General features: G+C 63.4%; 10 protein-coding genes. 7 read left to right on the top strand and 3 right to left on the bottom strand.

The window, feature by feature from the left end; genetic code table 11:
* The first annotated feature begins 282 nt into the window (after window positions 1-282).
* The 7 genes from C266_RS06250 to C266_RS06285 all read left to right on the top strand — a co-directional run bounded on the left by C266_RS06250 (window position 283) and on the right by C266_RS06285 (window position 9,638).
* Window positions 283-3,144, top strand: a complete 2,862-nt coding sequence (locus C266_RS06250) for a 2-oxoglutarate dehydrogenase E1 component (RefSeq protein WP_144265730.1) — start codon at window positions 283-285, stop codon at window positions 3,142-3,144.
* 89 nt (window positions 3,145-3,233) lie between these two features.
* The gene (odhB, locus tag C266_RS06255) at window positions 3,234-4,496 is read left to right on the top strand and encodes a 2-oxoglutarate dehydrogenase complex dihydrolipoyllysine-residue succinyltransferase (RefSeq protein WP_010808807.1); all 1,263 of its coding nucleotides are present in this window, start codon (window positions 3,234-3,236) and stop codon (window positions 4,494-4,496) included.
* A 103-nt stretch (window positions 4,497-4,599) separates the two neighbouring features.
* On the top strand, window positions 4,600-6,030 hold the full coding sequence (gene lpdA, locus C266_RS06260; protein ID WP_010808808.1) for a dihydrolipoyl dehydrogenase: 1,431 nt from the start codon (window positions 4,600-4,602) through the stop codon (window positions 6,028-6,030).
* A gap of 93 nt (window positions 6,031-6,123) precedes the next feature.
* Window positions 6,124-7,221: a cell division protein ZapE gene (gene zapE / locus C266_RS06265; RefSeq protein WP_010808809.1), complete on the top strand. Its 1,098-nt coding sequence runs from the start codon at window positions 6,124-6,126 to the stop codon at window positions 7,219-7,221.
* Window positions 7,222-7,831: 610 nt separating this feature from the next.
* Complete coding sequence (locus tag C266_RS26070) at window positions 7,832-8,455, top strand: DUF2939 domain-containing protein (RefSeq protein WP_010808811.1); 624 nt, start codon at window positions 7,832-7,834, stop codon at window positions 8,453-8,455.
* A 38-nt stretch (window positions 8,456-8,493) separates the two neighbouring features.
* The gene (locus C266_RS06280; protein ID WP_051126169.1) at window positions 8,494-8,967 is read left to right on the top strand and encodes a DUF2147 domain-containing protein; all 474 of its coding nucleotides are present in this window, start codon (window positions 8,494-8,496) and stop codon (window positions 8,965-8,967) included.
* A 188-nt stretch (window positions 8,968-9,155) separates the two neighbouring features.
* Window positions 9,156-9,638: a DUF2147 domain-containing protein gene (locus tag C266_RS06285; protein ID WP_010808813.1), complete on the top strand. Its 483-nt coding sequence runs from the start codon at window positions 9,156-9,158 to the stop codon at window positions 9,636-9,638.
* Window positions 9,639-9,898: 260 nt separating this feature from the next.
* Here the strand turns inward: C266_RS06285 and C266_RS06290 are convergent, their stop codons facing one another.
* The 3 genes from C266_RS06290 to C266_RS06300 all read right to left on the bottom strand — a co-directional run bounded on the left by C266_RS06290 (window position 9,899) and on the right by C266_RS06300 (window position 13,157).
* The gene (locus C266_RS06290) at window positions 9,899-11,143 is read right to left on the bottom strand and encodes a collagen-like triple helix repeat-containing protein (protein WP_036661802.1); all 1,245 of its coding nucleotides are present in this window, start codon (window positions 11,141-11,143) and stop codon (window positions 9,899-9,901) included.
* A gap of 33 nt (window positions 11,144-11,176) precedes the next feature.
* Window positions 11,177-11,908: a MarR family winged helix-turn-helix transcriptional regulator gene (locus C266_RS26075; protein ID WP_010808815.1), complete on the bottom strand. Its 732-nt coding sequence runs from the start codon at window positions 11,906-11,908 to the stop codon at window positions 11,177-11,179.
* A 67-nt stretch (window positions 11,909-11,975) separates the two neighbouring features.
* The gene (locus C266_RS06300; protein ID WP_010808816.1) at window positions 11,976-13,157 is read right to left on the bottom strand and encodes a collagen-like triple helix repeat-containing protein; all 1,182 of its coding nucleotides are present in this window, start codon (window positions 13,155-13,157) and stop codon (window positions 11,976-11,978) included.
* Between the last annotated feature and the right edge of the window lie 152 nt (window positions 13,158-13,309).

The following is a 13,309-nucleotide window of genomic DNA, read 5'->3' on the forward strand; positions in this document are numbered from 1 at the left end:
AATCGGGGCCGGATGTGCGCATGGGGGGCCAGTGGCGAACGGGCGTTCGGCCACGGGCGGCGCGCTGTCTGCAACGCATGCGGCGGGCACGCCGCAAGTCCCCGTATGACGGCTTTCCCGCTCGGTGGGGGCCAGGAAAACGTGCTATGCTCCTCGCCGTGATTGATCAGGTCCTTCCAAGCACCACTTGATTCTCGCAATCCGCTAATCGGTCAGGCCGTGTCGCGGAAGGTTTCGTAACCCGCTATTTCTCGAGACACTCGTAGAAAAGGTGAGCGCAAAATGAGTTTGATGGAACAATTCCAAGCGAACTCGTACCTCTTCGGTGGCAATGCCCCCTACGTCGAAGAGCTGTACGAATCGTATCTAGATAATCCGGCTTCGGTGCCGGACAACTGGCGCCAGTATTTCGACGCGCTGCAAAACGTTCCCGCTGTTGATGGTTCCAACGCCAACGACGTGGCTCACGCCCCGATCGTGGAGTCGTTCGCCCAGCGCGCCAAGGCCAACGCCTTCGTGTCGCGTGCCGGTGCTTCCGACCTGGCCGTGGCCCGCAAGCAGGTGCACGTGCAGTCGCTCGTCGCCGCCTACCGCTTCCTGGGCGCACGCTGGGCCAATCTGGACCCGCTCAAGCGTCAGGAACGCCCGGCCATTCCGGAACTGGAACCTGCGTTCTACGACCTGACCGAAGCCGACATGGATAGCGTGTACTCGGCCGAGAACACGTACTTCGGTTTCGAACAGGCCAGCCTGCGCGACCTGCTCAAGTCGCTTCGCGACACGTACTGCGGCTCGATCGGCGCCGAGTACATGTATATCAGCGACCCGGTGCAAAAGCGCTGGTGGCAAGAGCGTCTGGAGAAGGTGCGTGCAACGCCCAACTTCACCGCTGAAAAGAAGAAGCACATCCTCGAACGCCTGACGGCCGCTGAAGGCCTCGAGCGTTACCTGCACACCAAGTTCGTCGGCCAGAAGCGCTTCTCGCTCGAAGGCGGCGAATCCTTCATCGTGGCGATGGACGAACTCGTCCACCACGCCGGTGCCAAGGGCGTGCAGGAAATCGTGATCGGCATGGCCCACCGTGGCCGTCTGAACGTGCTGGTCAACACCCTCGGCAAGATGCCGTCGGACCTGTTTGCCGAATTCGAAGGCAAGCACGTCGACGACCTGCCGGCCGGCGACGTGAAGTATCACAAGGGTTTCTCGAGCGACGTCTCGACGAGCGGTGGCCCGGTCCACCTGTCGCTGGCGTTCAACCCGTCGCACCTTGAAATCGTGAACCCGGTGGTCGAAGGCTCGGCCAAGGCCCGTATGGATCGCCGCGGCGACGCCGATGCGGCCAGCGTGCTGCCGGTGCAAGTTCACGGTGACGCCGCGTTCGCGGGTCAGGGCGTCGTGATGGAAACGCTGAACCTCGCGCAAACGCGTGGTTACGGCACGCACGGTACGGTGCACATCGTCATCAACAACCAGATCGGCTTTACCACGTCGGATCCGCGTGATGCGCGTTCGACGACGTATTGCTCGGATGTGGTCAAGATGATCGAAGCGCCGGTGCTGCACGTGAACGGCGACGATCCGGAAGCGGTCGTGCTGGCCATGCAACTGGCGCTCGATTTCCGTCAGGAATTCAAGAAGGACGCCGTCGTGGACATCGTTTGCTACCGCAAACTGGGTCACAACGAGCAAGACACCCCGGCGGTCACGCAGCCGCTGATGTACAAGAAGATTGCCCAACACCCGGGCACGCGCGCACTGTACGTCGAGAAGCTGGTCACGCAAGGCGTGATCACTGCGGACGAAGGCAATGGCTTCGTTGCGGCTTATCGCAAGGCCATGGACGACGGTCATCACACCATCGACCCGGTGCTCTCGAACTACAAGAGCAAGTACGCGGTTGACTGGGTGCCGTTCCTGAACAAGAAGTGGACCGATGCCGGCGACACGGCTGTGCCGCTGAACGAACTCAAGCGTCTGGCCGAGCGCATCACCACGATCCCGGCGAACTTCAAGGTTCACCCGCTCGTCGAGAAGGTCATCAACGACCGTCGCAAGATGGGCGCGGGCGAGCAGCCGCTCGACTGGGGGATGGGCGAGCATCTGGCGTTCGCGTCGCTGGTCTCGTCGGGCTTCGCTGTGCGCCTGACCGGTCAGGATTCGGGCCGTGGCACGTTCACGCACCGCCACTCGGTGCTGCACGACCAGAACCGCGAGCGTTGGAACGACGGTACGTACGTGCCGTTGCAACACGTGGCCGACGGTCAAGCCAACTTCACGGTGATCGACTCGGTGCTGTCCGAAGAAGCCGTGCTGGGCTTCGAATACGGTTACTCGACCGCCGAGCCGAACACGATGGTGTTGTGGGAAGGCCAGTTCGGTGACTTCGCCAACGGTGCACAGGTCGTGATCGACCAGTTCATCTCGAGCGGTGAAGTGAAGTGGGGCCGCGTGTCGGGCCTGACGATGTTGCTGCCGCATGGCTACGAAGGCCAGGGTCCGGAGCACTCGTCGGCACGTATCGAGCGCTACCTGCAACTGTGTGCCGACACGAACATGCAAGTGGTCCAGCCGACCACGCCGGCACAGATCTTCCACTTGCTGCGTCGTCAGATGATCCGCCAGTTGCGCAAGCCGCTGATCGTGTTCACGCCGAAGTCGCTGCTGCGTCACAAGGAAGCTGTGAGCGATCTGTCGGAACTCGCCAAGGGCGGCTTCCAGACGATCATCGGCGAAACCGATGCTTCGATCGACGCCAAGAAGGTCAAGCGCGTTGTCGCCTGCTCGGGCCGCCTGTACTACGACCTGATTGCTCGCCGTCGCGAAGAGAAGTTGAACGACGTCGCGATCATCCGCGTGGAACAGCTCTATCCGTTCCCGCACAAGGCGTTCGAGAGCGAACTGAAGAAGTACGAAAACCTTGCCGAAGTGGTGTGGGCCCAGGACGAGCCGCAAAACCAGGGTCCGTGGTTCTACATCGAGCACCACCTGATCGAAAGCATGAGCGCCGGTCAGAAACTGGCTTACGCGGGTCGCGCGGCCTCGGCCTCGCCTGCCGTGGGCTACTACGCCAAGCACTACGAACAGCTCAAGCAGTTGCTCGATACGGCTTTCGGTCGCCTCAAGGGCGCGACCGTGGTGCAGTAACCGGTTAGGTCTTTCAGCGGTCGTCCTCCCCCAAGGACGGCCGCTGCCGTATTTCCGAATTGAACGTTTATCGAATCCAGGATCCAGAAATGGCCATTGTTGAAGTCAAAGTCCCCCAGTTTTCCGAGTCGGTTTCCGAAGGCACGCTGCTCGGCTGGAAGAAGAAAGTCGGCGAAGCCATCGCCCAAGATGAAACCGTGATCGAAGTCGAGACCGACAAGGTCGTGCTCGAAGTGCCGGCGCCCGCCGCTGGCGTGATCGTCGAGGTGAGCGCCGGCGAAGGCGACACCGTGACGTCGGAACAGATCATTGCCAAGATCGACACCGAAGCCAAGGCAGGCGCTGCCGCACCGGTCGCCGCCAAGCCGGCGGAAGCCGCTGCGCCGGCCGCCGCTGCCCCGGCCGCGGCTGCCGCAGCCGGTGGTGCTTCGGGGGGGATCGCCAGCCCGGCCGCTGCCAAGGTGCTGGCCGAGAAGAACCTGTCGGCGACCGACGTCGCCGGCTCGGGCCGTGACGGTCGCGTGACCAAGGGCGACGCCCTGGCCGCTGGCGCCAAGCCGGCTGCCGCCGCTTCGTCGGTTCCTGCACCGGCACCGCGTGCCGCGCTGCCGTCGGTGTCCGCCCCGGTGGGCCGCGACACGTCGCTGGAAGGCCGTCCGGAACAGCGCGTGCCGATGTCGCGTCTGCGCGCCCGTATCGCCGAGCGCCTGCTGCAATCGCAACAGACCAACGCCATTCTGACCACGTTCAACGAGGTCAATATGAAGCCGGTGATGGATCTGCGCAACAAGTACAAGGACAAGTTCGAGAAAGAACACGGCGTGAAGCTGGGTTTCATGTCGTTCTTCGTCAAGGCCGCTGTCCACGCGCTCAAGAAGTACCCGGCCGTGAACGCTTCGATCGACGGTAACGACATCGTCTATCACGGCTACTTCGACATCGGTATCGCTGTCGGCTCGCCGCGTGGTCTGGTGGTGCCGATCCTGCGCAATGCCGACCAGATGAGCCTGGCCGACATCGAGAAGAAGATCGCGGAGTACGGCAAGAAGGCTGCCGACGGCAAGCTGTCGATCGAAGAAATGACCGGCGGTACGTTCTCGATCTCGAACGGTGGTGTGTTCGGCTCGATGCTGTCGACCCCGATCATCAACCCGCCGCAATCGGCCATTCTGGGCGTGCACGCCACGAAGGACCGCGCTGTGGTGGAGAACGGCGAGATCGTCATCCGCCCGATGAACTACCTGGCCATGAGCTACGACCACCGCATCATCGACGGCCGCGAAGCCGTGCTGAGCCTCGTCGCCATGAAGGAAGCGCTGGAAGATCCGGCTCGCCTGCTGCTCGACCTGTAAGCGTTAGCGCGCACTGCGCGGTGTTGGCCGGCCACGCGCTGCATGCGCCATGTGGCCGGCGCACCGCGCCTTTCCCTGCCGTCAACCTTCACTGAGTCTCAAAATGGCAAATAAAGAATTTGATGTAGTCGTTATCGGCGCTGGCCCTGGTGGGTATATCGCCGCCATTCGCGCCGCGCAACTTGGCTTCTCGGTCGCTTGCATCGAAAAGTGGACCAACCCGGCCGGCAAGATGGTGCTTGGCGGCACCTGCCTGAACGTCGGTTGCATTCCGTCGAAGGCCCTGCTGGCCTCGTCGGAAGAGTTCGAAAAGGTCGGTCATCATCTGGCCGAGCACGGTATCACCACGTCGGGTGTCGAGATCGACATCGCGAAGATGCTCACGCGCAAGCAAGGCATCGTCGACAAGATGACGGGCGGTATCGAGTATCTGTTCAAGAAGAACAAGATCACGTGGCTCAAGGGCCACGGCAAGTTCACCGCCAAGAGCGACGGCGGTTACCAGATCGACGTGTCGGGCGAGGCTCCTGAGTCGGTCACCGCCAAGAACGTCATCATCGCCACGGGTTCGAAGGCGCGTCACCTGCCGGGCATGCCGGTCGACAACAAGCTCATCTCGGACAACGAAGGTGCACTCTCGTTCGACACCGTGCCGAAGAAGCTGGGTGTGATCGGCGCTGGCGTGATCGGTCTGGAACTGGGCTCGGTGTGGCGCCGTCTGGGTGCCGAAGTCACCGTGCTCGAAGCCATGCCGGAATTCCTGGCCGCCGCCGATGCGGGCGTTGCCAAGGAAGCTGCCAAGCAGTTCAAGAAGCAGGGTCTGGACATCAACGTCGGCGTGAAGGTCGGCGAAGTCAAGACCGGCAAGAACAACGTCACCGTGAACTACACGGACAAGGACGGCAACGCCAAGACGCTCGACGTCGACCGTCTGATCGTGTCAGTCGGCCGCGTGCCGAACACGGACAATCTGGGCCTGGAAAGCATCGATCTGTCGACCGACGAACGCGGCTTCATTCCGGTGGACGACCACTGCCGTACCAAGCTGCCGAACGTGTACGCGATCGGTGACGTGGTGCGTGGTCCGATGCTCGCGCACAAGGCCGAAGACGAAGGCGTGCTGGTCGCCGAAGTCATTGCCGGCCAGAAGCCGCACATCGACTACAACTGCATTCCGTGGGTGATCTACACGTCGCCGGAAATTGCCTGGGTCGGTAAGACCGAGCAGCAGTTGAAGGCCGAAGGCCGTGAGTTCAAGCCGGGCCAGTTCCCGTTCGCGGCCAACGGCCGTGCGCTGGGCATGGGCGCGTCGGACGGTTTCGTGAAGGTGCTGGCCGATGCCAAGACCGACGAAATCCTCGGCGTGCACGTGATCGGCCTGAACGCTTCGGACCTGATCGCAGAAGCCGTGGTGGCCATGGAATTCAAGGCCGCGTCGGAAGACATTGGCCGTATCTGCCATCCGCACCCGTCGCTGTCGGAAGTGATGCGTGAGGCTGCCCTCGACGTCGAGAAGCGCGCGCTGAACAAGTAAGCCGCTTTACGCTGACGTGTATGAACAAAGGCGAGGTAACTCGCCTTTGTTTTTTCCTGATTTTCTCTGCCCCCCGGCCCGTCGCCGCACCGCATGAACGTTCGCGAATATTACCAACAAGAATTGGCCGCGCGCGGCTATCAGTCCGATGAGGCGCAGGAGCGCGCCGTCGAGCGTTTGCAGCAGTGCTATGACGAATGGGCGGCTTACAAGGCCAAGCGCTCGAATAGCCTCAAGAAGTGGCTCGTGCATCCCGATCTGCCCAAAGGCGTGTACCTCTGGGGCGGCGTGGGTCGCGGCAAGAGCTTCCTGATGGATAGTTTCTACTCGGTGGTGCCGTTGCAGCGTAAGACGCGTCTGCATTTTCACGAGTTTATGCGTGAGGTGCACCACCAATTGCAGGCGCTCAAAGGGCAGCCCGATCCGCTCGATGAGCTGGCCAAGCGCATTGCCAAACGATATCGCCTGATCTGCTTCGATGAGTTTCACGTCTCGGATGTGGCCGATGCCATGATCCTGCACCGCCTGCTCGCCGAGCTGTTCAAGAACGGTGTGCAGTTCGTCATGACATCGAACTATCGTCCCGACACGCTGTACCCGGATGGCCTGCATCGTGATCGTGTGCTGCCCGCGATCCGTCTGCTTGAAGAGAAACTCGACGTGCTCAATGTCGATGCCGGTGTCGACTATCGCCGCCGCACGCTGGCGCAAGTGCAGGTGTATCACTATCCGCTCGGGAACGAGGCCAATCGTGCACTGCGCGCGGCGTTTGCCGAGATCGCCGGGGTGCCCGACGAGAGTCCGCTGCTGCATATCGAACAGCGCGAGCTGAAAGCCCTGCGTCGCGCGGGCGGCGTCGTGTGGTTCGACTTCCATACGCTGTGTGGCGGCCCGCGTTCGCAGAACGACTATCTCGAACTGGCTAACCGCTTCCACACCGTCGTGCTGTCGGATGTGCCCAAGATGACCCCGCGCATGGCCTCGGAGGCGCGTCGTTTCACATGGCTCGTCGACGTGTTCTACGACCACAAGGTCAAGCTGTTGATGTCGGCAGAAGTGCCGCCAGAGGAACTGTACACCGAGGGTACGCTGGCCAACGAATTTACGCGCACGGTGTCGCGTCTCGTGGAGATGCAGTCGCTGGAGTATCTCGAGGCACCGCGCCGCGTGGTGGATACGTCGCTCACCTGAGCGCACACCGCACCGCGACGTCTGCGGTGCCGGGGAGATGCCTGCTATGGCTGGCATGAACGCTCAGCGCCCATTGCGATCGCGCTGACGCTGTCTTGGGTCGGGCGAGGGCGACGGCGGTGCCGATGGCGGCGGTTGCCGCTGTTCGCGGATATGGTTGTAGATATCGCCGCGCAAATCGCCCTGCGGGCGCACTTCCTGCTGCTGCGGCGCTCGTGATGGTCCGGGCCGGGCGCCACCATGGTTGTCGCCTCGCCCGTCTGGACGATCGGCCGCTTGTGCGAACCAGCCTTGAAAAAAGCGGCCGTCCGACGACGATCGGGCCGATGCGCAAAAAGCGGCACCGGCCAGCATGACGAAACACATTATCCGGACAAGTCGAGTGTGACGCATGTTGCCACCTCCTTGTCAGTTGAACTGCCGCGTGCCGCACACATGTCTCGCCACCCGGATCGGCGTACGCCGGTATGTGTCGCGGTCTTGCCGCTATGCTTTGAGAGTAAGAGGACGCAAGCCGGCGTGCTGTAATGATTTGTAAAGCAATGTAAGCCAGCAGGTGGGGGGGTGGTATGTCGCCTACCATGCGCTGTTTGATCGATGGAGTTTTACGATGCGTAAGCTGTCAATTGCCGGCATTTCCATTGGAGCGCTGGTTGTGGTGCTGGGGTTGCTCTTCGGTACGCCGTATTACACCTTGTGGCGCGCGCGCGACGCCGCCAACGCCCGCGATGCCACGGCATTGTCGTCGTATGTGGACTATCCCGCAGTTCGGGAGAGTCTGAAGATGAGTTTGCATGACGAACTCACGCGTCAGATGGACAAACAACGCGGCAACGCCTTCGGCGCGCTGGCGCTCGCGCTGGGCGGTTGGGTGTCGGATCGCGTGGTCGAGGCGTTGCTGACGCCGGAGGCCGTGGCCGCCATGCTGCGCGGTGACAGCACGGGACTGCCGCCGGCACCGGATGCCCCGGCCCCGCACGATGCGGCGCCACAGCCGCCGCAAGCGCAGAGCCGTTCACCGCAGGCACCCTCGGCGGGTAGCGAATCGAGCCCATCGTCACCCTCGGGTAATGAGCCGCCGCGTACTATCACGCGAACCAAGTTTCAGGATTTCAGTCACTTCCTTGTGCATGTGTCGCGCAGTGACCGTCCGGAGCGCGTCGTGACGTTTACGCTCACGCGCCGCAATCTCGTGCAGTGGCGTCTGACCGCGATTGCCTTGCCGCCCCTGTAATCGTCAATCTCATTCTTGTCTCGGGTACGTAGGTCATCTTGAAAGCGATTTTGAATGCATCGTTGTGGCAACGTCTGTGCGTCGCCGTTGCCTTGTCGGGCAACATGCTCTTCGCGATGGCGGCTGCGGACATGCCGACGCCTGTCGGTGTATGGCGAATCGTCGACGAAACCGGCGACCCGAAGGCGCTTATCACCATCTCCGAGAAAGACGGTGAATACATGGGGGCACTGACCAAGAGCCTCGGCAGGAGCGACGCGCTCGAGCGTCGCTGCAATGACTGCACCGATTGGCGCAAGGGGAAGAAGCTTCAGGGGTTGCAAATCATTCGCGGCCTGCGCAAAGCTCCGGAGAGCGACGAATACACCGGCGGGAGAATTCTTGATCCGGACAGCGGCAGCGAATATGGCGTCAAGATGCGCGTTGTCGACGGCGGCGAAAAGCTCGAAGTTCGAGGCTATTTCGGTATCTCGCTGCTAGGCCGCACGCAGACCTGGATACGGGAGCAGTAACGTTGCCTCCCGGCGCAATTGTCGGCATCGATCAGAGGAACGGAGCGCTTCTCGGCTAGAGGACTTCCTCAGCACGGCGTCACGCCTTTGGCGTAATCTTCAAAGCGACTCGCGCATGCGGCCGGGTGGCAATGGCGGCTATCGCGAGTCCTACGACAATCAATTCCGTATCCGGGAGGATGACAACCATGAAGCAGATTTCTAACGCGACGTCGTGGCGACGTCTGGGTGCTCACGCGCTCGTCGCAGTGGCGCTGTTGGGGGGTGTGGCCAAAGCGGCAATGGCGGGCGACGATGCATCGCCGATCGGCGTATGGAAGACCATCGACGACAATACCGGCAAGCCGAAAGCCCTCGTGACGATTTCGGAGAAGGATGGCGAATACGTCGGCACCATCACCAAGGGGCTCGGCGAAAGCGATGATCCGGAGCGCGTGTGCTCGGCCTGCACCGACGCACGCAAGGGCCAGAAGATGCTCGGCATGCAGATCATTCGCGGCGTGCGTAAAGACGGCGACACGTACGGCGGCGGCAAGATTCTCGATCCGGAAAACGGCAAAGAGTACAACTGCAAGATGACCGTGGTCGACGGTGGCAAGAAGCTCGATGTTCGCGGCTTCATCGGCATCTCGTTGATCGGTCGCACGCAGACGTGGATCCGCGATCAATGAACGTGCCGTAGCGGCTTCGGTGCGACGCGCGTCTGCGCAATCGCCCAAAATACAAAACCCCGGACGCGATGCAGTCCGGGTTTTTTTACGCGCTTTTTCTACCGGCCTCCGCGCATTCGACGCGGCATGTCGTTCAGGGCGCAGACACGACAAAGCCCGGGCAGTGTCGCTTCACTGTCCGGGTTTGCCGTCGTCATTGGGGCCTGCACCCCGCCGACGCCCCCCCCTCGCGATTCTCTTCGGTGTCTCGATGCCTCGCGTTACCTGCCGAGTCCGCCGAGTCCCCCCAGCAAACCTGTCACGGGTGCGAGCAGGCCACCTGCGCCGCCCGCGCCACCGCCGCTCGCGCTGGCCAGCGTCGTCAAGGGGGCGGTGACGGTGCTCAGCAGGGTGGTGACCGGCGCCAGCGCATTACCCGCGCCGCCGCTGCCGCCGCCCGCGGTGTTCGTCACGCCACCCAGCAGGCCAGTCACTGCGCCGAGCGGATTGCTGCCGGACGAGCCTGTCGCACTCGTGAGTCCACCGAGCAAGCCGGTGACGCTGCCCAACGGATTGCCGCCGCTCGCCGTCGTGGGCGTCGCGGTGGTATTGCCGATGTTGGCGAGCACGTTGCCAAGCGCATTCGGATTCGCGGTGCCGGTCGCGCCGGAGAGCAGCCCGCCGGCACTCGTCACAGTGTTGCCTAGCGCCGCGAGGGGGGTGCCGAGGCTTGCGACGACGGCGTTCGGTGCTGCGTCCTTGACCTGGGTGCCCACCGAGTTCAATGCCCCGCCCAGCGTGCCGAGCAGGCCGGCGACAGGCGCGCCGAGACCGGTGGTGTTGCCGACTGTCTGCGTCGTCGTTACCACCGTATTGGTAATCGGCGAGATCGCCGACGAAAGCGCCGTTGTCGCTTGCACGACGGGGGCACTGGTGAGGGCTTGAGTGAGCGCCGCGCCACCTTGCACACCCCCCTGACCGACGGTGGCGACGGCGGTACCGAGCACACCAGTGAGCGTATCGGCGGGCGTGTTGGCAAGCGGGCCGCTCTTGCCGATACCGGCGACGCCGCCGCCCAGCGATACCCCGGCTTTGCCGAGATCGGACACCACACCGCCCGTACTCGCGAGCGTGATGCCGACCGGATCGGTGCCGGACTTACCGAGTTGACCGAGCCCGTTGCCGATACCGGTACCCAGATCCGTGACGGCGTTGCCGGTTTGCGTGAGCGCGCCGCCGAAGCCTTGTGTGGCCTGCGGCGACACCCCGGGAATCGTCGTGCCCGAGACCTGATTGCCGATGGCACTGACCACCGAGCCGACCGAGGCGGCCACACCATTGCTGGTGGTCGCCGGATTCGTCGGATTCGTAGGATTGGCCGGCGAGTTCGGATTCGTCGGGTTCGCGGGGTTGGCCGGGGTGTTGGCCGTGGCCCCGCTGCCGCCTCCCGAGCTGGAGCAGCCGGTAACACTGACGATGCCCGCCGCCATTGCAGCAAGCAACGTGGGGCGCAGAATCTTCGACATGACGTTTCTCCTCGTTAAGGCACTGCCGCGCGCTCAGACCTTGGTCGACGCGCCCCGGCTGTTCGAGACAAGACCGGCGATGTCCTGATCGGCCTCGAAACGAAGACGGAAGGTTTCGCTCTTCAGGGTGCGGATGCTCTGCACCAGGAAATCGTGAATCGCGGCGAGTTCGCTGTGGTCGTACGCGGCGCTCACTGCGGTGAGCTCACGCGACACCGAGGACAGGAACTGCTCGATCTGCGCACAACGCGCTTCGATGGGGTGAATCATCACCATGCGGCGATCGTGCGGATTTTTCTCACGCTCGACAAAACCTGCACGTTCGAGCCGGTCGATGACCGTGGTAATGCCGCCGGAACTCACACCCATGAGTTCGGCGAGTTGGCCGGCAGTGATCGATTCGAGTTCGAGAATCAGATCGAGGGCGTTCAGATCGGTGACGTTCAGGCCGAGCTGTTCGGCAAGCGCCGAGTGATAGAGCGCGGTGTACACGGCGAGCCGGCGTCCGAGCGAGCGGACGATGCCGGCGACAAGTTCGTTTCGGTTCGTATGTCGATCGCTCATGGTGCCGTGCGTTGCGTTGAGCGGGGAGGCAGTCGACGTCGCCCCGGAGGCGGCACTCGACTCGGTGCCGTACGTGTGATGGCTGTGGCCATTCGCGAAACCGTCGCCGGTTTCGCGCACTGCCACGGGTTCGGAAATTTGCGGGGCGGATTCGCCATGACCGCGCATTAGAACGCCGGTGTCGGGAATGAAGCGGGCCATGGCATCTCCTTATCGATGACTCGGGTGGTGCATGCGCGCAGCGCGCAATGCAACGTTGGGCGGGCGATTACTTGCCGACGCTCGCCACACTGCCGAGCAGGCCGGTGACTGGCGCAAGCAGAGAGCCGAGACCGCCGGCCGCACCCCCCGAGCTGCCGCCGGCTGCGCCCGTCACCCCCGAGAGCAGGTTCGTGACGGGAGCCAGCGGGCTGCTGCTGCCGCCCGATGCGCTGCCGCCGCTCAGACCGCCGAGCAGGCCCGTGACGGGGGCCAGCGGGCTGCCGCCGCCCGAGCCGCCAAGTCCGCCGAGCAGGCCCGTGACCGAGCCGAGCGGGTTCGACGCGCTGCCCCCGCCACCTGCCGTGGTCGTGCCGAGATTGCCGAGCAGCGAGCCGAACGGATTCGACGAGCCAGTGGATGTCTGACCATTCGCGAAGCCACCGAGGCCGGAGACCGTGTTGCCAGTGGCGATCACCGTGTTACCCAGTGCGCCGACGACCGGATTCGGCGACGTGCCCTTGATCGTCGAGCCGACGGTGTTGACCGTGCCGCCCAGTACCGTCAGCAGGTTCTGCACTGGACCGCCGAGGCCCGTGGTGTTACCCACGGTGCGCGTGGTGTCCGACAGCACATTGGTGATTGGATTGACGGCGGCCGAGAGGGTGGAAGTGACCTGCGTCACCGGGCCGCCCGAGAAGGCCTGTTTCAAAATCGCACCGCCGGCGATGCCGCCTTGACCGACGGTACCGACGACGTTGCCGAGTGCACCGGTGAGCGTATCGACCGGGGTGCCGGCGAGCGGGCCGCTCTTGCCGATTCCGGCGACACCGCTGCCCAACGACACACCCGCCTGACCCAGATCGGTGACAACGTTGCCGGTGCTGGCGAGCGTGATGCCCACCGAGTCAGCGGAGGTGCCCGATTGACCGAGGCCATTGCTCACACCATTGCCGAGGTCGGTGACGGCTTTGCCGGTATTCGAGAGTGCACCACCGAAGCCTTGCGAGGCTTGCTGCGAGACGAGCGGCAGTTGGGTGTTGGCGACCTGATCGCCCAAGGCGCTGACGATGTTACCTGCGGAGCTCACGACGCCGCCTGCGCCGCTCGCCGTTGTGCCGACTGCGTTTGGGGTACCCGTGACACCGGTCGAGGTAGCGCCGCTGCCGCCACCGCCGCTGGAGCAGGCGGTGAGGGCGATGACGCCGATGGCGGCCGAGGCCAGGAGGGTGCGTTGAAGTGCGTTGGACATGATGGCTATCTCCCTTGATCGTTCTGAATGTTTGCCGGCGACGTGTCGCGCGGTGAGGTGGTGACTTCCACTTGAGGAACCGGGGCCGCTCGCTGTGATGCCATTGTGTGAGCGCGGCGTGTGGGGTGCGCCGGAGCCGGACTTGCCTGGCC

It is taken from the genome of Pandoraea sp. SD6-2, from assembly GCF_000389825.1.
Taxonomy (GTDB): Bacteria; Pseudomonadota; Gammaproteobacteria; order Burkholderiales; family Burkholderiaceae; genus Pandoraea; species Pandoraea communis.